The organism is Planktothricoides raciborskii GIHE-MW2 (genome assembly GCF_040564635.1).
Lineage (GTDB): Bacteria > Cyanobacteriota > Cyanobacteriia > Cyanobacteriales > Laspinemataceae > Planktothricoides > Planktothricoides raciborskii.
In genome coordinates this window covers 2,570,310-2,595,632 of the sequence record NZ_CP159837.1, presented here as the reverse complement: position 1 = coordinate 2,595,632, position 25,323 = coordinate 2,570,310, and the positions used below count along the sequence as shown (strand labels likewise).

Here is a 25,323-nt window from a genome sequence, read left to right as displayed (position 1 = left end):
TAGCTTTTCCCTGCTTTAGATATTGTCTATGATAAATCTTCTGCCAAATTTGCCCAGTGTCCGGTGCGATCGCCCACTCCACTGAATTTCTTCACGGAACTAGATTCATCCTCTTTGAGTATAAACCTTTGGGCATCAACCCTGGGGGTCAGCAAACCGAATCATCATCGGCTATTGGTGGATATTTTATTTGTGCTCCTAATTTTAGATAGGCGATCGCATGATTGTCGCTTTTGTCCCGTTGTTGTCCCGTTGTCGAGGCTGGCAGTTCTGTATCTTGGCTTTCTGGACTTTCTGAGGGGCGATCGCCTTGACCCTGATTCTCTTCGATCTTACTTTTGATCTTACTGCGAGTTTATCTTAGACAAGAGTGCTTTTCCAAGCTAAAAAGCCCCCCTTTGATCGGGGGGTTGGGGGATCGATCCGTCCTGTTTGCGAGAATTGTCTATTTTGTTGATACTTTATGCGATCGCACCAGATTTAATCAGTTGAATTGCCGATATTTCTTCCCGATCGAGTCATCTCTAAAATAATTCATAATTTTTTACGTTTCTTAACAGTTTGATAGATTTGGGTCGGAATGCAGAGATTATGGCAGAAAACCAGTTTCTGGTTCACTGTGTTGGGGGCGCCACTGGTGCGGTAGATTCCGGGGCTGGTGCCGGTTCTGTCACTGGGGGCGCCACTGGTGCGGTAGATTCCGGGGCTGGTGCCGCTTCTGTCCCAACCCCATCCGGGGCTGGTGCCGGTTCTGTCACTGGGGGCGCCACTGGTGCGGTAGATTCCGGGACGGGTGCCGCTTCTGTCCCAACCCCATCCGGGGCTGGTGCCGGTTCTGTCACTGGGGGCGCCACTGGTGCGGTAGATTCCGGGGTTGGGGCTGGTTCTACCGTTGGCATCGGTTCTTCGATCGCACCCGGTTCTACCGTTGGCATCGGTTCTACCGTTGGGACTGGTTCTACCGTTGGCATCGGTTCTTCGATCGCACCCGGTTCTGTCGTTGGCATCGGTTCTTCGATCGCACCCGGTTCTACCGTTGGCATCGGTTCTTCGCTCCAGTCCGGTTCTACCGTTGGGATTGGTTCTACCGTTGGGATTGGTTCTGGGGCTGGTGCCGGTTCTGCCGTTGGAGTTGGTTCTTTAATTCGAGCAGGTTGTTCCGTTAAGGTCGGTCTTGGTTTCAAGCTAGGTCCTGCTGTCCGACTCGGTGTGGTTGCGGGCGTCACATCCGGGGCCGGGGTTTTCGGAGATTTCGGCACATTGGCAATGATAGACACAAAGCCAATCACGAAAAAAACCCCGGCGAATAACCCCAAACTTAGACCCCAGGGATAATGAGTTGGAGATTTGCTTGGAGATATTGATGTAGAGGATGGAGAATGAGCGCGGGGGGCGATCGCGAGAGTCACTCCTGTTTGCGCCGGTTGATTAATTTCCTTAAGTTCTAAGAGTACATCGTCAACGCTTTGATATCTTCTCGGTAAATAACAGGAGACCATTTTATCGAGAACTCGAGCTAATTGATGGCTGACATTAACTTGATTTTTCCAGACAATTTCGCCGGTAGATGGATCTTCAGGAAATTGACTGGCAGGAATGCCACTTAAGGCTTCAATTCCAATCATCCCCAAGGCATAAATATCACTAGAAAATCTAGGTTTCCCTGCGGCTTGTTCGTGGGGCATATATCCGGGAGTTCCCACCGCAATTGTGCTGGTGGTTTGTCCGGTGGAGGTGACAGCTAGACCTTGAATCTCTTTGACAGCGCCGAAATCAATTAAGACAATTTTGCCATCGGATTTGCGGCGCATAATGTTTTGCGGTTTGATATCGCGATGAATGACGTTTTGTTGGTGAACGTATTTTAAGACTTCTAAAATTTCAATTAGCAGTGCAACAGTCTGCTTTTCACTCAGGATTTTTCCCGGATAGATTTCTTGGGCTAAATCATCGCCTTCGATAAATTCCTGTACGAGGTAAAATTGTCCCCCAGCTTCAAAATACGCAAACAATCTGGGAATGCGATCGTGTTCTCCCAGATGTTGTAATGTGGCGGCTTCTTTTTGAAATAAGGTTTTGGCTGTTGGCAAAACCTGCGGTTGCAGGTCAGAGGTGGAGAGTTGTTTAACGACGCATTTACGAGGAGTGGGCAGTTTTATGTCTTCGGCAAGGTAGGTGATGCCGAATCCACCTCTCCCCAACTCTGAGAGGATTTGATAGCGATTTTCTAGGATGGTGCCAATCATTATTTTAAGAAAAAAAGGGGGGTAAGAGGCTACAGGGGATTGTATCACAGGCATATTCCGGTCAGCAGTGGTCAGTTTGTGTGATTTGCTGGTGGTCGGATTGTGCGAGAAACCAGGTTTCTGAATAAAATCTTGGCTAAAATTCAGGCATTTTTCTGAGAAACCCAGTTTCTAGGAATTGCTGATTTTTTGGCTTTGATGGAGGGTAAAGACGAGGAAGATCCAATCGATAGATATAGGGAATTTCGGCAAACAAATAACAAATAACAAATAACAAGCAACAAATAACAAACAACAAACAACAAACAACAAACAACAAATAAAATCTTATTAAGATTAAACAACTAGAATGGCCGCTGGGCTAAAGGCGTACTACAATGGAAAGGTTGTCTAGATCCTTTTGCCAGCGCGTGATCGAGCGTTATACCCTGCCCGAGATGGGCGAACTTTGGACAGAAACCTATAAGTTAAAAACTTGGCTGCAAGTGGAAATTGCCGTCTGTGAGGCGCAAGCTGAACTCGGATATATTCCTGCGGCAGCGGTTGAAGAAATTAAACAAAAAGCAAATTTTGACCCGAAGCGGATTCAGGAAATTGAGGCGGAAGTCCGCCATGATGTGATTGCATTTCTCACTAATGTGAATGAATACGTGGGGGATGCGGGACGCTATATCCATTTGGGCATGACCAGTTCCGATATGTTGGATACAGCATTGACCCTGCAAATGGTGGCAAGTCTGAATCTGTTGCTGGAAGTGCTGGAAGATTTGATTCAAGCGATTCGCTATCAGGCGCAACAACACCGAGATACGGTGATGATTGGCCGATCGCACGGAATTCATGGGGAACCGATTACTTTTGGGTTTAAGTTAGCCGGTTGGTTGGCGGAGGTGTTGCGTCACCGCGATCGCCTGATTCAACTGCGGAAACGTATCTCTGTGGGTCAAATTTCCGGGGCAATGGGAACTTATGCCAATATTGACCCCAGAATTGAGGCGATCGCCTGCCAAAAACTAGGACTCGAACCAGATATCGCCTCCACTCAGGTGATTTCCAGAGAAATTCACGCGGACTTTGTGCAACATTTGGCCTTGTTGACGGCCTCCATTGAACGGTTTGCCGTGGAAATTCGCAACTTGCAACGCACCGATGTGTTGGAAGTTGAAGAATTTTTCTCTAAAGGACAAAAAGGTTCTTCGGCAATGCCCCATAAACGCAACCCCGTGCGTTCAGAACGGCTGACCGGGATGGCTCGATTAATTCGCGGCTATGCCATGACCGCTTTGGAAAATGTGGCCTTGTGGCATGAGCGGGATATTTCCCACAGTTCCGCAGAACGGGTGCTGCTGCCGGATGCCTGTATTCTGACTCATTTTATGTTGGTGGAAATGACTGATTTGGTGAAACATCTGTTGATTTACCCCGACAATATGCAGCGCAATATGAATGTTTACGGCGGTGTAGTGTTCAGTCAGCGGGTGATGTTAGCCCTGGTTGGTCAAGGAATGCGCCGCGAGGAAGCTTATGCGATCGTGCAATCTTGTGCTCATCAAGCCTGGAATAAACTTGATGGTGATTTTCATGCACTGATTTGCCAAGATCCCAGAGTGAAGGAAAAACTCACCCCAGAGGCGATCGAGGCTTGCTTTGATCCACAGCAACAACTCAAAAATCTCAAGGAAATTTATCAGCGATTGGGGATTTAATTGCGGATTTATTTGGGGATTTAACTAACAAAACCACAGAGACACAGAGGACACAAAGTAAGATAATTAAAGTTATACAATCTTTGTGTTCTTTGTGTCTTTTTGGTTAATTTATGTAATTGACTTATTTGAGGTTTAATTGCTATATTTAAATAACAATTCATTCAGATGATCGATGGTCATTGTTTCCCCTAATGGGATTAATAACCAACCGTTTTCTTGGCGTTTTAAAGTCGCTGTCAGTAAGGCGGTTTTTCCTACCCATTCCGGGTTAGATAAAGATTGGTGAATGAGTACCTGCCCGGAGAAGCGATCGCATAGTCGCCAAAACCCATTTTTCACTTCACTAAAATCTTGTTTTAAATCGGCACCAGAGTCAATGGCTACCCCAAAGATAATCTGCGCGATCGCCTTTGGCACTTGGTTCAAATTGATCGACATATTCTCATCATCGCCTTCCCCCGCTCCGGTTAAATTATCATTAGAAAGAATAATTGCCCCTGAGTCATGTTTGGGATGAGCAGCATAGATGAAATCCATTTTACCGCGAGGTAATTTACCGCTGTCATCTAAACAGAGTGCCACCAAGTCGAGATCGATATCATTTTCCACATCATCTTTGGCATCATCTTCCATATCATCTTCCACTGCCATATCCCACCCTAAACCACATTTGAGTCGGGTAAAATGGCTCAATTCATGTTTTATTGGTCTAACAGAATTCATCATTGTTTGAATCTTGGTCTGATTATTACTGCTTTCAATAGTTTATAGCAATTTTCGGAGTTATTTTGAAGTACAAATACAAAAAAACCTGTGATTCCCCCGTTAGGGAACCATGTGCGTCAGCGCTATATGCGGGAATCCAGGAAACCTCTGTACTTGATCCGCATTGCTACCGCTATATTGTTTCTGATATATAATAATTTATTCATGCCTATTTTAAGCTGAATTTCCTCTAGCTTGGGGTAAACTTTAAAACTTATCGGTGATTTTTTTCACCTGAGCGATCGCTTCTTCTGGTTTCCCAGAAAGAGGGAAAATCAAAATACTCTGGACTTCTGGATCTTTGACTAAACTCTCTAAATGCTGAAATTGTCGCTCTGTAATCGCGATGCCATTTGATTGCTTAACATAACCTAACTCTTGAGCAAAATTTTCCTCACTATAAACTTGGATAAACACACGGTCTACACTCCAGTTTTCCCAATCAGCGGCAAAATATTGTTTCGCCCAATAAGGATTATGATGACAAAGGTCAAAGCTAACAGCAGGATTCGCTTTTTTCATCTCAGCAATCATCTCTTCCACAAACTTAGTTAAACTGGCAGTGCGGTCAACTTTTCCCGGCAGTTCCGCATAATAACCCAGATAATCATCCCACTGCACCGCATCAATTTTGGGGTATTTTTTCACAAATTCCACTAGGATATCTTTAAAAAATTCTCCTACTTCGGGAATTTCCACATCCAGGACATAATGATCGACTCCGGGATGAGTCCTATCCACCCCGGGGACAATCCATTTCCGGGCAACAGCCAAGTCAAAAACCGGACTATTTTCATCAATTTTTATCCCTTTTTCAAAATAAGCATGAACTTGCATCCCGTGTTTATGGGCTTCATCGATTAACCAATCTAACCAGCGATCTTGAAATTCATTGGGACAGCTTTCATAACCTAAAGTTTTTTGCATTACTTGGCTATTGTACATAGTGCAAGCATTGCCCCAAACCCCATGAATTATGGTATTAATTCCTTGAGAGTGATAATAACGGACTCGTTCTCTAATCGTTTTTTCGTCGGTATTATTGGTGATGGCATAACGACTGATATAAACCCCGCGAATAATTTTGCTTTCCCAGGTAGTTCCAGCCTGCGGATTTACAGCTTTTTTATGGATCGTTTTGGGTTGTTTTTCTGCGTTAGGCTGGGGGTCATTCGCTAATATTTGTGGCGGTGATTGGGTTTGAGTGGCTGTTTGACTTTCTGGGGTTTTTTCTGATGGTTTGGCAGTAGGGATATTCGCCGTAATATCGGCAAGAAACGGTTGAACTTCTTCGGGAATCGGGATTTGTTGCACTAAAGCAAAAAGTTGGTTGGTTAAAAAATCTTTTTGGTGGGTAAATAACCAATAACCGCCGCCAATGAAAATGAGGATGATGGAAATAGGAATATTACTACATCCACAGCCACTAGGCTTTTTTTTGACGATTTTTTCTTGATTTTTCATGGTTTGATGATTCTGGTTGCTGGGGGATAAAAAGTTGTTTTTTTGTGAGTTTATGGTATGATTATATCATTAATATAAAATAATTGACATAAGTTTGTGGTTTGATTGCGTGGCTAGATTAATGTAAACAAAGAATCAAGAAATGAAGCGATCGCATCATCATCGGAATGTTGCTGGGTCGGCAGGGGGAGAGATAAATGAGCGAAATTAACCACCCCGTTTTCTGGGGTTGGGCGCGATCGCCAGCATTGTCAGCATTCAGGAGTCTCACCCCTTAGTTTAACGATCGCTTCAGTTGTTAGAGGCGATCGGTTAGCATAAATACAGAATCAATATAAATCAGCCGATGCTAAGGACTGGCAACTTGTAATAAAAGTCAACATTTCAAAATCTGAAAGGCTTGATTGTATTGGCAATTGAATCTTTGGCAACTTCCCTGATATTCTTAGCAACAATACCAGCAAAAATTCTATGATTGGACTCTTAGCGGCACTTTCGGCAGCAGCAGCGGGGGGTATGAGAATTGCCCTACCTTTACTTTTAATTGGTTTGTTGCAAAATGAGGATCTTTGGTCACGAGTCCCTTTATTGTCAAAGCTTCATCCCCAAGTGGTAATTGCCGTATTGGTAAGCTGGTCATTGTTTGAACTATTTGCCTCAAAAAAGCTATTGGGGCAACGGGTGTTACAAACGGTTCAGTTGGTTTGTAGTCCATTTGTTGGGGCAATTATGGGTATGGCGATCGCGCAACTAACCTTTGTAGGAGAAGATGCGGATGCCCCAGGATTTGTGATTGCAATTATTGGGGTAGTCGGTGGACTATTAGCCTTAGTATTGCAACTGGTTCAAGTCGGCTGGTTTTATCGTTTGGGACGACTACCTTTTTGGGCAATTTTAGCCCAAGATATTCTCTGTATTTCTCTCGTCTTATTAGCTTTTGATGCCCCCAGGGAAGGAGCAATTATTGCCTTATTATTATTGTGGTTAGCGATTCGCAGTTCCCAACAGTGGTATCGCTGGTATATGCATCAAGGAGTTAAACAACATCCTCGTCACCACAAGCAAAAACCGGATTAAGTAAGACATAAATGGGGCAAAAATTAGGCAAAAATTAGGCAAAAATGGGGCAACAATGGGGCAAAAATTCGGGATCGTCCATAAAAAAATAAAGTCCGCCAAAAGCGGACTTTATCTATGTAGCGCATATAGTAGCGCATATATATGTTATATGTAGCGCGATTACTTTAACCTATCGATCGCCCAAGGGATTACAACAATCCGACAAAATGTAACGGGCCATGACCGCTAATTAACTCAGCGACCAAAGCAATAAAACCAATCATCGCCAAGCGACCATTCCAAACTTCCGCTGTGGTGGTTAAACCCCACTCCCAACGTTCTTGGGGATAAAGTTTGAAAGTCTTTTGCGGACGCATAACTTTGGAGAAATTGACACGAGGAGCCCGCAAGGCTTCTTCCACTAAATCCGCCAAGTCATTAATAAATACGGGATGAGTATTTAAAGCCGGAACCCGATAAAAATTCTCAATTCCCGCTTCTTCGGCGACTTCCCGATATTCAATATCAATTTCTTCCAGGGTTTCGATATGTTCCGAGACAAAACTAATCGGCACTATCATTAAATCTTTAACCCCTTTGTGGGCTAATTCTTCAATGGCTTCATCGGTATAGGGTTTCAACCATTCTATTGGACCAACGCGACTTTGATAAGCCAAAGTGTAGTCATTTGGCCGATTTAAGGTTTGCATGATTAACTTGGTGCAGTCCTCGATTTCCTTTTGGTAAGGATCCCCCAGGTCATCCACATAACTTTGCGGCACCCCGTGAGCACTGAAGAAGATATGCACTCGATCGGGATTTGGGCATTGATCCAGTTCGCGACTAATTAAGTCAGCCATTGCTTGCAAATAGCCAGAATGTCTGTACCACGAGGGAATCACCGTATAGTCAATCTTTTGTAATTCTGGGTCTTGTTCCCACAAGGTTTCCAATTGCCGGAAGCTAGAGCCACTGGTGCTAATGGAAAATTGAGGATACAGGGGTAAAATTACTAAGTTGGAGATGTTATCGCGCTTGATCTGAGCGATCGCCTCTTCGGTGAACGGATGCCAATAGCGCATCCCCACATAAACTTCGGCATTATGTCCATTGGCTTCTAGCTGCTGCCGTAGGGCGATCGCTTGTTCTTCTGTAATCCGACGCAGGGGAGAACCCCCGCCTATTTTTTTATAATTTTCTTGTGATGTTTTTGCCCTGCGACTGGAAATTAGCCACGCTAAGGGTTTTTGCAGCCAGGGAAAAGGTAGGCGAATAATTTCTGGATCAGAAAAGAGGTTGTACAGGAAGGGGCGGACATCCTCAAGCTGTTCCGGCCCACCTAGATTGAGTAATAATACCCCTACACGGCCCATAATAGTTATAATTTCCCAAACACTTTAATTTTCGTAATCTATTGTAACAATAAAAGCTGAGATGCTATCAGATTTATTGAGAAAGTATTTCGCATTGCCGATCGCACTCACAACAAGGAAAAAGCCGTGGCTACAATTCTCAGAGACTTAAGTTATCAGCACCAATGGCTATATGACAGCATCTCCGGTTTAGCGTCTCTCGCGGTGGGGGGTGAGTCCCGGTTTCGCCGACTGCCCTTGCAAGGGTTGAACCTCCCCAGGGACAGCAAAGTCCTGGATCTCTGCTGTGGCAGTGGTCAAGCTACTGGGGTCCTGGTGGAAAATTTTGCCGATGTCACCGGACTGGATGCCTCCCCATTATCGATCAAACGGGCGCAAAAAAATGTCCCCCAGGCTTCATATATAGAAGCCTTTGCGGAGGAGATGCCAATAGGCGATCGCCTATTTGATTTAGTCCATACCAGTGCAGCCCTTCACGAAATGCAGCCGCAACAGTTGCGACAAATTCTCAAAGAAGTCTATCGGGTCTTGAAACCAGGGGGCATTTTTACCTTAGCGGATTTTCATCCCCCCACAAATCCGATTTTTTGGCCTGGGGTCGCCATATTTTTCTGGTTATTTGAAACCGAAACCGCATGGCATTTGTTAAAAACTAACTTACCGGAATTACTCACAGAAGTGGGATTTGTTGTGGAAAAATCCACCCTTTATGCTGGGGGTAGTTTACAAGTAATTCAGGCCAAGAAAAATTAATTGTTTAAAGGAAGCATTCCGGTAGTGGTAGGGTGCGTTAGTCGGGGCAAAAATTATGACTCAAATTAATTATCTTCATTCCCGACGTAACGCACCATACAAACTCAAGCAAACAAGCAAAGAAACCGGGTTAGAAACCGGGTTTCTTAAAGAAACCCGGTTTCTTGATTGGGTGACAAAGATGGTCTAAAGAAACCCGGTTTCTCTGTTGCCCTCTGTTGGGTTTCGTTCCTCAACCCAACCTACGAATACTCATTGCTTTAGGAAAAATATGACAAGTTTTTCCGCTCGCTTCAATTTACTTAAACTCGTAATGTCAGAAATGTCAGAATTGTCAGAAAAATCTGAGGAAGGGGTCGATCGGAAATCTATCTTTTAATTTCGCCTTTAATATTTAAGGTGGATCATTATCACCCCACACCAATAATCAGCTATGAGTAGAGGTTATTCGCAGTTTGATGCTCTCACTGCTATTCTGGCAGGAACCTTAACCGTTGCCGGAATTGTTACTTTTGCCCCGTCACCGCTTTTGGCAAAATCTGCCCAAGAAATTGCTCAATTAGCGATTCCTGTCACCGTTCAAATTAATGGCGAATCTGCCAAAGCTACCAGTAGTGGGTCTGGGTTTATTATTGCGAAACAAGGAACAACTTATACCGTTCTCACCTGTAATCATGTGGTTAAAGATGCTCAATTTACCTATAAGATTCGCACGAATACAGGACAAGACTATGCCGTAACCAATATTGTCATATTACAAAAAAATGACAATCAACCAGATTTAGCCGTTGTCACCTTTAACAGTGCAGAATCCTATCCAGTTGTCACCTTGGGAAATTCCGATCGCGCTGCCGTTGGTTCAGAAATTTTTGTGTTTGGATATCCCGCGAATGTGTTGAATAATAAATATGGAAGTAGTCGTAATTTTGAGTTTTCTCCAGGGTTTGTCACCAGCCGTCTGAACAACCATCCTAGAGGTTATACTTTACGCTACAATGCTGTCACCAAAGGTGGCATGAGTGGCGGGCCGGTATTTGATTCAGAAGGACGAGTAATTGGCATTCACGGGGAAGGTGATCGCGATTATGATACTGTAGCCGATGGTCAAGGAAATCGTACCGGCAGAGTGGCGACAAAAACTGGCTTTAATTCCGCAATTCCCATTAATATTTTTATCGCTAAACTATCCGAAGCGGGGTTAAGTGCTGCCGCGATCGCGATCGACGATTCGCCGACTACGAATGCCCCAGTCGCCGTAAATAATCCTAATAATACTCAAACTTTTTATGTTCGGGGATTAAGTCGCTTTGACCAAGGAGATTTTTCTGGGGCGATCGCCGATTTTACTCAGGCAATTCAAAGTCAGGCAAATTACTCAGAAGCTTTTTTTTATCGCGGTCTGGCTTATTTTGAGCAAGATAAGTTTGCCGAAAGTATGGCGGATTATAATCGAGCCATTGAGATTAATTCCGCTTATGTGGATGCTTATTATAATCGGGCGTTAGTTCGTGCGGCAATGGGCGATCGCCTCGGTTCAATTGATGATTACACCCAAGTAATTCGTCTGGATCAAACCTTTGCCGCAGCTTATAATAATCGCGGGTTAGCATTGTCAGATTTAGGCGACCAACAACAGGCGATCGATGATTTTAATCAGGCTTTACAAATCAATCCGGGGCGATCGAATACTTATTTTAATCGCGGATTAGCCCTGTTTAGAATTGGCAGCGATCGGGCGGCTTTGACTGACTACACTCAAGCCATTCAACTAAACCCTTATTATGCCAAAGCTTATGCCAATCGAGGCATTACTTTAGCCAGAATGGGCGATCGGCTTGGAGCAATTTCCGACTTACAACAAGCCGCTCGTTTATTTCAAGCCCAAGGCATGAATGCCGATGCCGAAAAAGCATTAGAAATGGCTCGTCAACTGCAACGGTAAAGGCGAGCGTCAATATATCAATATAAAAATATGATGCGATCGCGTTTTCCCAGTGAATAAAAATCTGTAAAATCTGTAGGGGCAAAGCATGACCGCAGAGATTTCTGGTTAAAAACTTAAATTTATTACGGTCATGCTTCGCCGCCCTCCGTGGTTGCCCCAAGCAGAGATTTCTGGTTAAAAACTTAAATTTATTACGGTCATGCTTCGCCCACCCTAACCGATTAGGCGGACGACTGTCTAAGCCACACCATAATCTGTATAAGGGCGCTTGTAGGGGGGATGCAAACCCAGGACAATATCCTCGCGAGGAATTCCCATTGCCACTAATTCCTCCGCAGGATTCCAATCGGTGAGGTTTTGTTGCAACCAAATTTTACCATCTTTAATATCAAAATGAATAATCGAGCGATAAATCCGATTTAGCTCTTGCCAACCCACATCCATCCATTGATAATGATCTCGTTGGGTATCAAAGATGAGTTGTGTTTCAATTTCAGGATTTGACGGGTAATACTCATAGTTTGCATAACGAGTGAGCAGGCTTTGAATCGCTGTTCGATATTGTTCTACTTTATCCATTTTATAATAATCTCCTTGACTGGATCGTAAACAATTAAAAGCACTTGGTATTTTTGAATGGCTGTTTGAGTAAAATCCAGTTGAAAAAAGGTTTGATAACTTTCTAAGGGAACAGCCAAATATAGGGTACGCTCTGGGTCAATAGTTTCTAGTGCCAAACGGTAACTGAGAAACTGTCCTAGTGCAGCATAAAAATCGGTGATAGCAGAAGGATTGAGAAAGCTTTTAATTTCAACAGCAATTTTTTCATTTTCCCGTTCAGCGGCCAGTAATTTTTCTGCACCCAAATCAATTTGAAAGTCAACTTTCCCATACTTGAACCCAAAAGGGTCTTGGGTAATGACCCACTGTTCTTTTGTGAGTGCTATTTTAACAACATCGTGAAAACGGTCTTTAGCCACAACAGACAATCCGATAAGCGAGGTGCTATCCAAACTTATCATAGCAAGTCAAACAGTGAGTAGGGTCGCGGTCTGTAGGGGCGAAGCATGACCGCAGAGATTTCTGGTTGAAAGCTTAAATTGATTACCGGAATGCTTCGCCCTCCGTGGTTAACCCAAACATTAAAATCTGTAGGGGCAAACCGATGGCGGTGGTTGCCCCAAGCAGAGATTTACAGCGGTTTTCTGCCCTTGTAAACCACACCCGTCGGGGATTAAAATCCCCGCCTGTAGGGGTCAACGGCCGCTGACCCCTACAGGCGGTTAAAACCGACTAATCATACTTGGTAGGGGTCAACGGCCGTTGACCCGTACAACGGCTGTTGACCCGTACAGAATTTTAGTCGGTTTTAACCGACTTGTGCTGTTAGCCAGGGAATTTATTCCCTGGCGGTTAATTGACAGGCGATTAATTCCCTGGCGGTTAATTGGCGGTTTTGGCGGTTAATGTGGTTTATTAATTTAAAAACCGCTGTATGGTTAAAGGCTTAAATTGATTACCAATTTTAAAAAATTATTGCTACAGTTGCGAGGTTTTTTCGGGCGCAAGCATTGCGCCCCTACTGTTGCATTTTTAATTGTAAATGGTATTATTCCCAAAATGCTTCACCCAGGCAAAAAATTGGGCTTTTTCAAAACAAAAATTAAGGACACGGCAATGCCGTGTCCCTACCGAATATCCTAAAAATTTACGGTCAACAATATTGTCCGTCTAGGCTGATTTCTGCCTTCAACCGTAAACTCCACTCTACCAAAACCCTTTGGCCCCGGTTCCACTAACTCATAGCGAGATGTCACAGTTCCGGCTAATGAATTATATTGACTGAAAACGACATTGGGATTTCGGCCAACCGCCGTATCTGTATCCCCACCCCAAGAACCCCAATCATCAAAAGTCGAGCGAATTGGTAACAAAAGATTGGCAATATCTGGAGGGGTTAATCGTTGATCCGCTAAAACTTTTTGGGCATTATGAATACCGCACAACGTTGGCCCAGAAATTTTGGCATCACTATATTGATCCTGAAATTTTTGCACAAAACCAAAGCCAACATTTGCCCCCACATCTTCTTGTTTTTGCCGACCCCACAAGCGACTAATACTGGAGTCCACGCCGCCAGTCCCATGTTGGGCTAATTCTGTGCGGTTGCTGGTAAAACGTCGCCTAACAAATTCTGTATCAGCCATGCGAATGCGGTTCGCCGCATCAGGGGGAATGTCACTGCCAACATTGGTATTTCCTTCCAAAATAGAAGATAAAACCCCGGAAACCGGCTGTACCCCACAATATTGTTGCAATCCGCTAAAAACCCCATTAGCGGAAAAGGCGCTGAGGGGAAATTCTAAAGAATAGGCTTCAGCAGGTTTAGGGAAAAAAATCCCAGAAGTTGTGGAAGCCGCAAAAGAAGCGCCACCCCAGATAATCATCCGATTCACTTGACGACGACTCAGACTCATAATTTATCGACTCCCTGGAGAACTAGCGCCCGGGTTCAGATGGAATTTGAAGAAGTGGTAAGAACCACTATACTCACAGTTTTCTTGTCTGGAACAATTAAGATCAATAGCGAGGCTTCGTCCGTTACTCACATCCACCAGGAATGTATTGATCTTTCCCGATTCCCCTTCATGTCGAGCCACTTCACTGCCATCCACATAAACTTGGATAATGGCTGGAGGTAATTTCGATGTATCTGGAACTCCATACTGTATTTCTAAGGTTCCGGGTCCCCCTGGCAGTCTACAGGTAATCTCAAAAGGGCTTATTGTCATAATACTGGTGTATAGCTCTCTGCCGATGGAAATATCTGCTCCACGCCCCCGAGAATGTGCCCAACCCAGAACGTAAACACATGACAGGTCGAATATAAAAATCGGGCGCTGGGCTTGGGCGGCTGGTGGCATGGCAGTCCCTAGCATCGCCGACAGCATCCCCATCGAAAGCCACCGCCTGACTGAGGGAAATTTTTTCATAAAAATATGCTGGCAATATTTCATTTAACTATTTAGGTGACGACTCAGACTCATAATTTATCGACTCCCTGGAGAACTAGCGCCCGGGTTCAGATGGAATTTGAAGAAGTGGTAACGCTGATGATCACGACAGTTTTCTTGTCTGGAACAATTAATATCAATAGCGAGGCTTTGTCCGTTACTCACATCCACCAGCAATGTATTGATCTTTCCCGACTCCCCCTCCTGTCTAGCAACTTCACTGCCATCCACATAAACTTGGATGATGGCTGGTGGTTTGCTAGATCTATCTGGAACGCCATACTGTATTTCTACTGTTCCGGGTCCTCCTGGAAGCCTACAGGTAATTCCCACCGGGCCTGTTGACATAAAACTGGTGTATAGCTCTCTACCTATGGAAATATCTGCCCCAGAAGTGAAGATGTTGGTGTAACCTTGCCAAACCGTAACACATTCCAGGTCGCGTAAATAAATCGGGCGCTGGGCTTGGGCTGCTGGTGGCATGGCGGTTCCTAGCATGGCAGACAGCATCCCCATCGAAAGCCACCGCCTGACTGAGGGAAATTTTTTCATGGAAATAGCCTCAGAATGATTCTTTCCACTATTGTAGGTAAGGAACCGTGACAGTGCTGTCACCATTTCACGCCCACACCCCATCAGAAATGTCAGAAAAATTGTCACCAATGTCAGCAATGTCGGTTATAATTGCCAGAAATTAATCTGGTAGGGGCAATCCCCCCGTGGTTGCCCCAATATTTGTGGTTGCCCCAATATTTGTGGTTGCCCCAATATTTGTGGTTGCCCCAATATTTGTGGTTGCACCAACACCGTTTCGGGGTAGGCACCGCCATCGCACTACCCCTACAAAATTCCCAAAATCAACCATTTATTTTAATCTGATGGACATCACAGACGTGCTTAACCTCGCAGAAGCGTTGATATTTATGAAAACTGGCAAGCACTTAGACCATCTGCAAAAAGCTGTCCTCCAGGGAACATTTGAAGGGAAAACTTATACCGAAATCGCCGCAGAAACTTATCAAAGCGAAGGGCACGTCAGGAATACTGGATCGGAACTCTGGAAAGTGTTATCAGCAGAATTAAAAGAAGAAATTAATAAATCAAATTTTCGAGCAGTTATTGAAAAAGTAGAATTTAAGAATTTTTCCGCAGATAACGTAGGTCATGTAACAGTTAATAACCTCAACTTTTGCCGCGAAAGTAAACTAGCAACCACCGGCAACCAACAACCGGAAAAAAAAACACCAAAACAACATCTAAACCTCGGTGATGCCCCAGAAATTACCGCATTTTACGGACGCAAAGAAGAACTTGCCACCCTGCAAAACTGGATTCTAGAAAAAAACAGCCGATTGATTGCCATATTAGGACTCAGAGGCATCGGCAAAACTACCCTCGCGCTTCAACTTCTCGAACAAATAAAACCGGAATTTGACTATATTATTTATCGTAGTCTGCGTTTTTCCCCGACTCCAGAAACAACCCTGAGCAACCTGCTAGAAATCTTCTCTCCTTCAGACATTCCCAATAATATAGAAACCCAAATTTGCCAACTTCTCGAATATCTGCGGCAATATCGCTGTTTGATTGTGCTTGATGATGTGCAAATGCTTTTCACTGCTCAAAAACTGGCAGGACACTATAAAATCGGCGGGGAAAATTATCAACGTTTCTTTAAACTCATGGCCGAAGTTTCTCACAATAGTTGTTTAATTCTCATTGGTTCGGAAAAACCGCGAGAAATTGCTAACTACGAAAAAGAAAATAAATATTGTCGCAGCTTAGTTTTATCCGGTTTAGGAATAGAAGCTGAAGAAATATTAAGACAACAAAATTTAAGCGATGAGTCAAGCTGGGAAAGTTTAATTGAGATTTACCAAGGCAACCCCCACTGGCTAAAACTCACCGCCACCCTGATTCACGAATTATGCGGTGGTAGAGTGGCGGATTTTTTACAGTTTGAAATGCCGATTATTAGTGACTCTTTGGCAGAATTGTTAGACGATGCTTTGGAACGTTTGACCGAGGCTGAAAAATCGACGATATATCACATTTCACAGGCAGCAGAACCCGTGAGTTTGGGGCAAATTTTTCAGGAAATCCAGATGTCCTCAACAGACTTATTTAATGTGATGCATTCCCTGAAACGCCGGTTTTTAGTTGAGGATATTCCTCAAGATAAAATTAATTTTTTTACAGTGAATCCTGTGTTTAAGGCGTATGGGAAAAAAGATGGGTAAATGCGGCTTAAAAAAGAAACCGGGTTTCTAGGTGAATTTTTGTCTTCGGCAAAGATGGTCTAAAGAAACCCGGTTTTTGAACTCAATTAAGAAGTAATCTCTTTAGTGAGATTTTGCACCAATTCCACAGGTAAACCTGTAAATTTCACCACTTGCTCTATAGTCATCCCTGACTTGAGAAGATTTAGAGCAATTTCTTTTTTACCTTGAATAGACAATTCTGGCAAAATAAATATCTCGATCCCCCCAACCCCCCTTAAAAAGCTAATCTTGTAGGGGTTTGTAAATGCTGTATTTAAAAATTGTTCTTCAGATTGTTTAGCGATTTTTTGGGTAAATTTTAAATTTTTTTATCAAAAAAACCGCTATTGTTTCAATAAAAAAGGTAAGTTATATAATTTTTTAGGCCAGAAAAAAGCTAGGAATAAACCGGGTTTTTAGGTTAATTTTGGACTTCGGCAAATATTTTTTTGTGAAAAAACCCGGTTGCTGATTTTCTACCCATGATTTTCTAGCCATTCTAACAATAGTGACGGATATCTTCCTGACATTCATCGGCTAAGTAGCAGAGGGCACGAAACCGTAGACTAATGAGTTCTTCATACAAGGGATTGAGTTTACATAAGGGAGGAATATGGATGGTGTAACCGAATAAGCTAATTTTTCTCTCAAAGGGACATTGGGTGGGAATGACCTGACAGATTAAATGGGCGATTTTTGCATTGTCAATTTTCAGTTGATTCAGCCAGTGCCGCATGGGATTTAAGGCTTTAAACGGTTTATGGTTAGAAATGGTTTGAGTGGCGATGATTTTTTGGCCAATTTTGATGAGGTTTAACATGGTTTTGGGTAATTTTGTGTAGTTAAAGGTTGTTATAAGTAGGTGAACATAATTAATTGCACTTTTCGTTCTCCACCGTAAATCCTTGGATTCCCGCCTTCGCGGGAATGACAGTTTTTTTTCTGATATGGTCTGCATTTATTTCTGCCCACCTACTTAGCGGTCTTAAGTTATTTCTCCCAGAACGGGAGAGGAGGACTCATATAGTCCATGAATCCTGTACGGATTGCGATATATTCCTATTTAAGCATAACTCTAGTAAATGTAAAGACTAAATGTATATAAATAAATTTTATATTGTATTATTTCTGCTTAAGTTTGAGCGGGTTTTTATTTGAATAAAAAATCAACCCATCCCGAATAATGAACGGAAAAGAGTTAGGACTGATTTATCTACAGTCGGAGGTCAAAGGAGGCGAATCGCAGTCTCCGAAAAAATACGGATAAAAATGTAGGTTATGCGGTGGTGTGATTTAAGTTTTCTATAAATAAACTTAATTGTTAACTAATAATAATGGCTGGTATAATTTATCGACATATACCAGAGATTAGGCCATTTAAATATGCCATACAAACAAAATGCCAAACAAAGTGCGAAGCCAGGTTTACGAGATAGCGTTGCTAAGGCGAAAATTCGGGTTTTGTTAGGACTGTGGGATTTGGACGCGACGAAAAACCCGGTGAAGAAAGGCGAAGTGATTAAGTGGGTGAAGAATTCTAATGAGCGATCGGCTGATTACGATCCGGTGTTGGAGGAGTTGGTCGCGAAAGGCGCGATCGCCGTGGCAGGTAATCAGATATCTTTGAGCGATCGCGGTTTGGGGATGCTAGACGAAAGTTTGACCAGTGCGGAGTTGTCTCTGGGTGAGGGAGAAAACGGCCCGTTTGAGTTTCCCGGCAGTATTATTGGGACAAAAGTGGCGAATGCGTTGCTGAAGTGGATTCGCGATCGCGCCCGGTTGTCCACGGTTGCCGCTTCTGCAACCCCCGCAACTCCCGACGCAACCAAATCTCAGGCTAAACCGGCAAAATCGGCAAAATCTGAAGGGGCGGTGCCGCGAAGCGGATCCCTTCCGGGAATCGCTTCTTATCAGCAGTTTACCAAAGTGGTTTTACAAGTTTATGACCAACTGAACCGGGATTATAACTATGAGCATTTGGTGCCGATTTATCATTTGCGCCGAGAAATAGGCGATCGGGTTTCTCGTTCCCAGTTCACCGACTGGCTAATCGAAATGCAAGCCAATGATATTTTGCAATTGATGACTGGGGATATGCCTAATATGACCCCGGACAAACGGGAAGATTCTGTGATTATTCCCGATGTGGGTCTGCGCCATTATGCCAAGCGGATCGATCGCTAAGACAATCACCAAGGCATTTATCAAAATTTTCTTAACCTTCGTTCTCCTCACCTCTGAAACTCTCTATGGATAATTTATCAGCTTCCCCAATCGAACAAATCAACAGCGCCATTCAAGCAAACAATCCTTTCAATGCGGGAATTGTAAAAAAACAGAATGTTTGGGGTAAAGATTTTCCTGATTTAACCGTTCTACATCAAAAAGCCTCAGACAAAGTGCTGGAAGCACTGGAAACCGTTAAAAGCAGTAAAGACCGCAAAGATAAAGTGACTTCTCTGGCGATAATGGGTTCAGTTGGTGTCGGCAAAACTCATATTATCAGTCGGATTCGCCATCACTTGAAAGAAAAAGGCGATGGTTTATTTATTTACAGCAGTTTCGATACTTACAGCGATCTCAATTTGGTTAAATACAACTTTCAACACAGTTTAGTTGAAAGTCTCAGCTACCCAGGCAGTCAAGGAGTGATGCAATTCCAGGAAGTTGCCGCATCCTTGGCGAATGATGGTTTGCAAGTCCTGAATCCGAAAAATAAAAGACAAGACCCCGCCAAGCTGATTAAAAATTTTGACAAAGTATATCAGCAAGGATTGGCAAAAAAGCAAAATTTAATCGATATTTTGCAGGAGCAAATTCTCAAAAGCAAACCCCAAGAAGATCCTTATATTGTCCGGGCGACATTATGGTTACTGTCTCAAAGTAAAGCCCCCTTTGCGCTGAAATGGTTATCCGGTGAAGAGTTGGCTCCCGCAACTGCTGCCGAGATGGGTTTACCTGCCAATGCCAACAAAACCAATCAGCAAAAAGAAAATGATGCATTAATCACAACTCTGCACATTTTAAATTTGATCAGTGTCTATAACCCAGTGGTCATTTGTTTCGATCAACTTGACATCGATCAAATAAATGATGCAGGTTTTACGACGGCTCAAGTAGCAGCTAATTTAGTCAGCACTCTTTATGATCAGTTAGAAGTGGAACTCGTTGGTCAAGGAGTAGTTATTTTGACTGTACTTATCCCAAATAAATGGAATAATGAGGTTAAATATTTAGGATCGGGAATTACCCACCGATTTTCGACATATACTAATAATCAACCTCTGGAATTAAACCCGCTCAATGGAGGTTTATTTGTAGACCTGGTAAAATTATGGCTGAATGAGTTTTACCAAAAACACAACCTAGTTCCGCCGGATCCTCTTTATCCCTTCCAAGAAAGTGATCTGCTCAATTATGGCAAAAATAAACCCACAGTTCGGGAAGGTTTAGAATGGTGTGCCAAAAACTTTAAAGCCCCAGACAAGCCGCCTTTGCCATCGGATCCAGTAGAGAGATTTCAATTAGCCTTACAAGCAGTTCGCTCTAGCAATCAAGTTAAAACATTAGATACTTTAGAGGATAGCGAGGCTAGTCAAACAATTGGCGCAGCTTTAAAGTTTAGCTTTCAAACTTTAATCGGCGAAACCTTCACCGGACAAACGCCCAGTGGTCAGCCCTTAAATAATGTGCAAATTATTGCCGTTGAAGAAATTACCCCCAAATCTAAAAATTCCGGCTGGATTAATTTTAAACTGGTGGGTGAAGAAAATGGTCAGCGGTTTAAACTTGGGGTGGCCGTTCTCGAACATACTCATGGGTTATCCGTCGGTGCCGGAATGCAGCGGTTAATTGACTATGACACTTTTGATCTGACTCGTGGCTGTTTGGTGCGGTCTGCGGAGAAAAAAATCCTGAAAAATTGGCATTCTTCTGGTTATTTGGAAACCCTGCTACAAAACGGTGGCGAATGGGCAGATTTAAAACCACAGGAAATTAAACCCCTGCTTGAGTTTTATTTTGTTAATGAGCAACGGGAAAACTACGGTCTGAGTGAACAGCAAGCGATCGAGTTTAGCAAACCGGAGATTATTCAGAATCCTTTATTGTTGGAAATCTTAAGCAGTCCTACGGCGATTATTGAGGATATCATTAAGCTTTTTGATGATGATAGCGATGACGATGAAAATGGCTTTATATATATCGGAGGTTTGTTTGACACCGATGATGATAACGATGATGAGGATCTGACATAGGAAGATGAAAAGCTACACTTGTAGGGGCGCAAGCATTGCGCCCTTGAACCCAGGGAAAGTGTCATAAGTTGGGGGCGCAAACATTGCGCCCCTACATGAAATAACGATTTTTCCTCATCAAATTTATCACTTACATATTGGTAAACCTACATATTTATCTGATGGATGAAATAAGTGTGAATATCTCAAAAAAATGTAGTTCAATTGCGATCGCGATCGGGTTATCTTTACCCCTATCTCTTTCTTTATCTTCTCCTGCACTCTCTCAACGAGATGAACCTTGTAGGGCTTATACAGTCGATACGCCAGGAGAAGCCTATTCTTACGAAGAAATCAATAACTGTCCATTATCAATTACCGGAACATTTGCTAACGAAAATTGGCGAGTTTATCTGTCTATGTGGGAACCTGCTGCTTATCGGTATGTAGGGGTTAGCCGATATGATGGCAGTCGAATTGATCTTATCGATTTTGATGTAGCCGGGACAACCAGACGACCACAATATCGATTTACTAATAAAGATGTCACCTATGTTGCCTCCTTCCAATATTCAGACCCCGATACAATCCGTTTGCAAGTTTATCAAAATGGTCAAGTCTTACTCAATGAATTACTCGATCGCGAATCTCATACTGTGCCCCGGTTGCCGTAATATTTTTGGCTTTTGTTGGGTTTCGTTCCTCAACCCAACCTACAATAGATCAACCTATTAACATTTTCTATGAGTAACTATTTTTCTCTGCCGATCGCCGTACCAATACCCGCCCCAGAGGTGGATGCTTTAATTGAAGGTAAAATCGTGGCGATTATCGCCAGAATGTCTATCGCCGGACGGACTTTTTCCCTTTATCCTGGGGATAGTTCTCTCAATCCATTGCCTTCGGAAGAGTATTACCAATCGGATTTTGTACAGTACGCCGAAACTGCTTTTAATGGTTTAAATGATGACACGGTTATTAAAGCATGGGCAAGATGCGAATCCTGTGAAATCGTCAGCGATGTAAATGCGATCGCCCCATTATCCGAGGCAACGATTTGGACACCGGCAGGACTGCAAGCAATTCTGAATCAACGTCGTCATATTTTTTTAGCTTATTTACGAGTGTATCATCTAGAAAATCCCACCGTAGCCCCGGCCAATTCTAAAGGAAATTTTATCAGTTTCCAGTTAAATGTATCCAGCGATCGCCCCATATTAACTGATGACCAGTTTAGCCAATATTACCAAAACTTGCAAGAACGAAAACCGAGGGAACCATTCACCCCACCGCCCCCGATAATTCCGCCATTACCTCCACCGTTCGATCGCTTATACCCCGCATTAACTCAATTAGTCACCACCAACTCGGCGGCTAATTCATTCTATCAGCAACTTTTAAAGTTTTTAGGCTTAAATCAACCTGCCCCAGTTATTCCCGAAAATCCCGATTTAGCTTGGATTAAAACTATCACCGATTTAGGAAATCGTAGCCAAGCAGAAGATACGGGCAAAAGTAACTATCAAGCGGGGACAGACTTTGAAAATATTGTCCGCCAAAGCCTAGAATTTTTAGGCTTTACGATTGATTATAGTCATAAAGGTGGCGCAGGAGGATTAGATTTATTTTGTTCTGCCCCTTATCTCTTGGTCGGGGAATGTAAGTCTGGTAAAAGTATCCCCAATGATACCGCCGTCCAATTATTAAACTTAGCCACTCTTCGCCTCCAAGACTCTAAGTTACGGGACCAAGCTGTCAAACTGATTATCGGCCCTGGCAAACCTACCCAACAACTATTACAAGCCGCAAAGGTTCATAAAATGTCTATTATTAGCCCCGAAACCCTGAAAGAATTAGTCACCTTAGAAAGTCAATGTCCCCGTTGCATTGACTTATTTAAACTGAAAGAATACCTGGAACCCGGACAAAGTGACCAGGCGATCGCCCAATATATCGATCAAGTGAAACAACAACTTAAGGTGCGATCGCATATAGTCCAACTGGTGAAAAATCATCTCAACAAAACCAATGCTAAATTTATTGGGCTAGAGACGATTTATGGGGCTTATCCCTACTCAAATCCTCCCGAAGATTTAGACCAACAACAATTATACCAAATTTTACTAGAACTTTCTTCTTATTTTGCCGGATATCTAGGCCGGATTCCTGGGAATCATGGCCAAAAGAGCGATCGCTTTTATTTTTTACGAGACGTAGCGATCAATGTTTAATTAATTAATGTCACCACGGATGAAAATCCGTGGCGATTGGCTGGCTATTTAAGTTGATTCCCATTCATATTCTAATTCCCCCGATTGAATTTTACGCCAAATTAATTGTTGACATAAATCTAACTCTTCGGGTGTGACTTTTCCATCAGACGCCATAAAGGTTTTAATTGAGTTCATTTCATCTTCAGAAACCAGTCCATCAGCAGTGGCTTTTTCAATCAGCCGTTTCAGCTTATCTAGGTCTGTTAATTCCGCTGGAGATAGGGGTTGGCTATTAGGTCGAGATACTTTCATAATGCTCTGTGACTATTTTTTTCATTTGTTAACGATATTATTATACTAAAATAATCGCGGGCGATCGATTATTAACCAAACTGTGATGGTTTCTTGATAAAAACCATTGCTATATGAGGATAATTATGGTATAATTAATAATGGTATTATAAATTACTATATAGTTTCCAATAAATCAATTTAATATTTTGATTAATATTTTGAGATTTTCTGTCCTGGACGGTGTTAGATCGCTGGCAGAATTAGAGATTTCGCGGCGGATTGCTGTTTGTAACCGAGAAAGGTCGCGGATTTTGTTATCATTAATGAGCAAGAATTCAACCGAAAGGTGACTTGATTATGCCAAAAGGATTTCGATCGCCGGTAGTGCTAATTATTTTAGATGGCTGGGGCTACCGCGAATCAAATGATGGAAACGCTATTGCCACTGGTCATACTCCGGTGATGGATAGCCTTTGGGAAACCTATCCCCGAACCTTAATTCATACTTCGGGAAAAGCAGTGGGTTTGCCCGCTGGTCAAATGGGAAATTCCGAAGTGGGTCATATCAATATCGGTGCGGGAAGAGTCGTTAAGCAAGAGTTAATGCGGATTACCGATGCGGTAGAGGATGGTTCTCTGCTAGAAAACCCCGCATTGGTGAAATTATGCGCTGAAGTGCGATCGCGCCAAGGCAAACTGCATTTAATTGGCTTATGTTCCGATGGCGGTGTGCATTCTCATTTGAGCCACCTGTTCGGATTGCTCCGACTAGCCAAAGCGGAAAACATTTCTGATGTCTGCATTCATGCGATTACCGATGGTCGAGATACCCTGCCTAATTCTGGGGTTTCATATATAGAACAAATCGATCGGGCGATCGCGGAGATTGGTGTCGGTAAAATTGCCACAATTACGGGTCGTTATTATGCAATGGATCGCGATCGCCGTTGGGATCGGGTCAAACGGGCTTACGATCTGTTAACCATTGATGGGTCTGGCAATGGAATGTCAGCGGCTGAAGTCCTCAAAGCATCTTACGCCCAAGATATCACCGATGAGTTTATCAACCCCACCCGGATTACCAATGGGGCAGTAGAACCGGGAGACGGAATTATTTTCTATAACTTCCGGCCCGATCGCTCCAGACAACTGTCTTGGGCGTTTATGAGCCCTAATTTTAACGGCTTTGAACGGGAGCAAATTCAACCCCTATCATTTGTCACCTTCACCCAATACGATCAAGATTTGCCGGTGATGGTCGCCTTTGAACCGCAGAACTTGAACAATATTTTAGGCCAAGTGATTGCCGATCGCGGTCTGCGTCAGCTACGCACGGCGGAAACGGAAAAATATGCTCATGTGACTTATTTCTTTAATGGCGGTCTGGAAGAACCCTTTGAGGGGGAAGACCGCGAGTTAATTCCGTCGCCAATGGTCGCCACTTATGACCAGCAGCCGGAAATGTCCGCCGAAGAAGTCACCGATACCGCGATCGCTGCCCTGCAAAAAGGCATCTATTCCTTAGTGGTGATGAACTATGCCAACCCAGATATGGTGGGTCACACGGGCATGATGGATGCGGCGATTAAAGCGGTGGAAACCGTAGACCGCTGTCTGGGAAGGCTACTAGAGGCGATCGGCAAAGTGGGCGGTACGGTACTGATTACTGCTGACCACGGCAATGCGGAGTTAATGTGTGATGAAACTGGTCAACCCTGGACAGCGCACACCACCAATCCCGTGCCTTTAATCCTGATCGAAGGGGAAGGGGTGAAAATCTCTGGACATGGCAATCAAGTCAAACTCCGGGAAAACGGCTGTCTGGCAGATATTGCCCCGACCATCCTGGATATTTTGCAAATCCCCCAACCGCCAGAAATGACAGGTCGCTCTTTAATTGCCGCAGCTGAGGTGCAAATTTTGCTCCCACGTCAACCTGTCCCCTTATCTGTCTAGGTTGATTGATCGAGCCGGGGATCATGCGATCGCTTC

General features: G+C 43.5%; 25 protein-coding genes. 12 read left to right on the top strand and 13 right to left on the bottom strand.

Annotated elements, in window-relative coordinates; all coding sequences use genetic code 11:
* Positions 1 to 26: 26 nt before the first annotated feature.
* Positions 27 to 155, bottom strand: a complete 129-nt coding sequence (locus ABWT76_RS10960; protein ID WP_255353256.1) for a hypothetical protein — start codon at positions 153 to 155, stop codon at positions 27 to 29.
* 459 nt (positions 156 to 614) lie between these two features.
* Complete coding sequence (locus tag ABWT76_RS10955) at positions 615 to 2,246, bottom strand: serine/threonine-protein kinase (protein WP_197285384.1); 1,632 nt, start codon at positions 2,244 to 2,246, stop codon at positions 615 to 617.
* 410 nt (positions 2,247 to 2,656) lie between these two features.
* Here ABWT76_RS10955 and purB point away from each other — a divergent pair, with 410 nt between their 5' ends.
* Positions 2,657 to 3,952: an adenylosuccinate lyase gene (gene purB, locus ABWT76_RS10950; RefSeq protein ID WP_054469333.1), complete on the top strand. Its 1,296-nt coding sequence runs from the start codon at positions 2,657 to 2,659 to the stop codon at positions 3,950 to 3,952.
* A 135-nt stretch (positions 3,953 to 4,087) separates the two neighbouring features.
* On the opposite strand, the gene ABWT76_RS10945 is transcribed toward purB, so the two are convergent.
* Together ABWT76_RS10945 and ABWT76_RS10940 are read right to left on the bottom strand one after the other, a co-directional pair.
* Entirely contained in the window at positions 4,088 to 4,681 is a 594-nt protein-coding gene (locus ABWT76_RS10945) for a TerD family protein (RefSeq protein ID WP_054469313.1), read from the bottom strand.
* A 246-nt stretch (positions 4,682 to 4,927) separates the two neighbouring features.
* Positions 4,928 to 6,184, bottom strand: coding sequence for a family 10 glycosylhydrolase (locus tag ABWT76_RS10940; RefSeq protein WP_190878308.1), 1,257 nt, complete (start codon positions 6,182 to 6,184; stop codon positions 4,928 to 4,930).
* Between the two features lie 471 nt (positions 6,185 to 6,655).
* Between ABWT76_RS10940 and ABWT76_RS10935 the strand changes: the two genes are divergently transcribed.
* Positions 6,656 to 7,261, top strand: coding sequence for a DUF4126 domain-containing protein (locus tag ABWT76_RS10935; RefSeq protein WP_054469315.1), 606 nt, complete (start codon positions 6,656 to 6,658; stop codon positions 7,259 to 7,261).
* A 191-nt stretch (positions 7,262 to 7,452) separates the two neighbouring features.
* On the opposite strand, the gene hemH is transcribed toward ABWT76_RS10935, so the two are convergent.
* Positions 7,453 to 8,616, bottom strand: a complete 1,164-nt coding sequence (gene hemH / locus ABWT76_RS10930; protein WP_054469316.1) for a ferrochelatase — start codon at positions 8,614 to 8,616, stop codon at positions 7,453 to 7,455.
* Between the two features lie 126 nt (positions 8,617 to 8,742).
* On the opposite strand from hemH, the gene ABWT76_RS10925 reads away from it, so the two are divergent.
* From ABWT76_RS10925 to ABWT76_RS10915, 3 genes are all read left to right on the top strand, one after another.
* Positions 8,743 to 9,369 carry a class I SAM-dependent methyltransferase gene (locus ABWT76_RS10925; protein WP_054469317.1) on the top strand — a complete coding sequence of 209 codons (627 nt, stop codon included), beginning with the start codon at positions 8,743 to 8,745 and terminating at the stop codon, positions 9,367 to 9,369.
* Positions 9,370 to 9,424: 55 nt separating this feature from the next.
* Entirely contained in the window at positions 9,425 to 9,559 is a 135-nt protein-coding gene (locus ABWT76_RS10920; RefSeq protein WP_354636086.1) for a hypothetical protein, read from the top strand.
* Positions 9,560 to 9,802: 243 nt separating this feature from the next.
* A complete protein-coding gene (locus ABWT76_RS10915; RefSeq protein ID WP_354636085.1) occupies positions 9,803 to 11,311 on the top strand; it encodes a tetratricopeptide repeat-containing serine protease family protein in 1,509 nt (502 codons plus the stop codon).
* A 240-nt stretch (positions 11,312 to 11,551) separates the two neighbouring features.
* Here the strand turns inward: ABWT76_RS10915 and ABWT76_RS10910 are convergent, their stop codons facing one another.
* The gene (locus tag ABWT76_RS10910) at positions 11,552 to 11,893 is read right to left on the bottom strand and encodes a XisI protein (RefSeq protein ID WP_054469319.1); all 342 of its coding nucleotides are present in this window, start codon (positions 11,891 to 11,893) and stop codon (positions 11,552 to 11,554) included.
* A complete protein-coding gene (locus ABWT76_RS10905) occupies positions 11,881 to 12,294 on the bottom strand; it encodes an element excision factor XisH family protein (protein ID WP_354636084.1) in 414 nt (137 codons plus the stop codon). The genes ABWT76_RS10910 and ABWT76_RS10905 overlap by 13 nt, the downstream gene beginning before the upstream one ends.
* 343 nt (positions 12,295 to 12,637) lie before the next feature.
* On the opposite strand from ABWT76_RS10905, the gene ABWT76_RS10900 reads away from it, so the two are divergent.
* Positions 12,638 to 12,781 carry a hypothetical protein gene (locus ABWT76_RS10900; RefSeq protein ID WP_156331991.1) on the top strand — a complete coding sequence of 48 codons (144 nt, stop codon included), beginning with the start codon at positions 12,638 to 12,640 and terminating at the stop codon, positions 12,779 to 12,781.
* A gap of 233 nt (positions 12,782 to 13,014) precedes the next feature.
* Here ABWT76_RS10900 and ABWT76_RS10895 read toward each other — a convergent pair whose 3' ends face one another.
* The 3 genes from ABWT76_RS10895 to ABWT76_RS10885 all read right to left on the bottom strand — a co-directional run bounded on the left by ABWT76_RS10895 (position 13,015) and on the right by ABWT76_RS10885 (position 14,826).
* Positions 13,015 to 13,791 (bottom strand): Tat pathway signal protein, encoded by a 777-nt coding sequence (locus ABWT76_RS10895; RefSeq protein ID WP_354636083.1) that lies wholly within the window; start codon positions 13,789 to 13,791, stop codon positions 13,015 to 13,017.
* Positions 13,792 to 13,794: 3 nt separating this feature from the next.
* The gene (locus tag ABWT76_RS10890) at positions 13,795 to 14,106 is read right to left on the bottom strand and encodes a hypothetical protein (RefSeq protein ID WP_354636082.1); all 312 of its coding nucleotides are present in this window, start codon (positions 14,104 to 14,106) and stop codon (positions 13,795 to 13,797) included.
* Between the two features lie 258 nt (positions 14,107 to 14,364).
* Entirely contained in the window at positions 14,365 to 14,826 is a 462-nt protein-coding gene (locus tag ABWT76_RS10885) for a hypothetical protein (protein WP_354636081.1), read from the bottom strand.
* Between the two features lie 380 nt (positions 14,827 to 15,206).
* Here ABWT76_RS10885 and ABWT76_RS10880 point away from each other — a divergent pair, with 380 nt between their 5' ends.
* Positions 15,207 to 16,568: an ATP-binding protein gene (locus ABWT76_RS10880; protein WP_354636080.1), complete on the top strand. Its 1,362-nt coding sequence runs from the start codon at positions 15,207 to 15,209 to the stop codon at positions 16,566 to 16,568.
* An 86-nt stretch (positions 16,569 to 16,654) separates the two neighbouring features.
* Here ABWT76_RS10880 and ABWT76_RS10875 read toward each other — a convergent pair whose 3' ends face one another.
* Entirely contained in the window at positions 16,655 to 16,795 is a 141-nt protein-coding gene (locus ABWT76_RS10875) for a hypothetical protein (RefSeq protein WP_156331993.1), read from the bottom strand.
* A 293-nt stretch (positions 16,796 to 17,088) separates the two neighbouring features.
* Positions 17,089 to 17,409, bottom strand: a complete 321-nt coding sequence (locus ABWT76_RS10870; RefSeq protein WP_054469323.1) for a Mo-dependent nitrogenase C-terminal domain-containing protein — start codon at positions 17,407 to 17,409, stop codon at positions 17,089 to 17,091.
* Between the two features lie 563 nt (positions 17,410 to 17,972).
* Here ABWT76_RS10870 and ABWT76_RS10865 point away from each other — a divergent pair.
* The 4 genes from ABWT76_RS10865 to ABWT76_RS10850 all read left to right on the top strand — a co-directional run bounded on the left by ABWT76_RS10865 (position 17,973) and on the right by ABWT76_RS10850 (position 23,055).
* Entirely contained in the window at positions 17,973 to 18,773 is an 801-nt protein-coding gene (locus ABWT76_RS10865) for a hypothetical protein (RefSeq protein ID WP_354636079.1), read from the top strand.
* 65 nt (positions 18,774 to 18,838) lie between these two features.
* Positions 18,839 to 20,845, top strand: coding sequence for an ATP-binding protein (locus ABWT76_RS10860; RefSeq protein ID WP_354636078.1), 2,007 nt, complete (start codon positions 18,839 to 18,841; stop codon positions 20,843 to 20,845).
* A gap of 176 nt (positions 20,846 to 21,021) precedes the next feature.
* Positions 21,022 to 21,498: a hypothetical protein gene (locus ABWT76_RS10855; RefSeq protein ID WP_354636077.1), complete on the top strand. Its 477-nt coding sequence runs from the start codon at positions 21,022 to 21,024 to the stop codon at positions 21,496 to 21,498.
* Positions 21,499 to 21,567: 69 nt separating this feature from the next.
* Entirely contained in the window at positions 21,568 to 23,055 is a 1,488-nt protein-coding gene (locus ABWT76_RS10850) for a DUF1802 family protein (protein WP_354636076.1), read from the top strand.
* Between the two features lie 48 nt (positions 23,056 to 23,103).
* On the opposite strand, the gene ABWT76_RS10845 is transcribed toward ABWT76_RS10850, so the two are convergent.
* On the bottom strand, positions 23,104 to 23,349 hold the full coding sequence (locus ABWT76_RS10845; protein ID WP_054469325.1) for a hypothetical protein: 246 nt from the start codon (positions 23,347 to 23,349) through the stop codon (positions 23,104 to 23,106).
* 339 nt (positions 23,350 to 23,688) lie between these two features.
* Here ABWT76_RS10845 and gpmI point away from each other — a divergent pair, with 339 nt between their 5' ends.
* The gene (gpmI, locus tag ABWT76_RS10840) at positions 23,689 to 25,287 is read left to right on the top strand and encodes a 2,3-bisphosphoglycerate-independent phosphoglycerate mutase (protein WP_054469326.1); all 1,599 of its coding nucleotides are present in this window, start codon (positions 23,689 to 23,691) and stop codon (positions 25,285 to 25,287) included.
* Positions 25,288 to 25,323 lie beyond the last annotated feature (36 nt).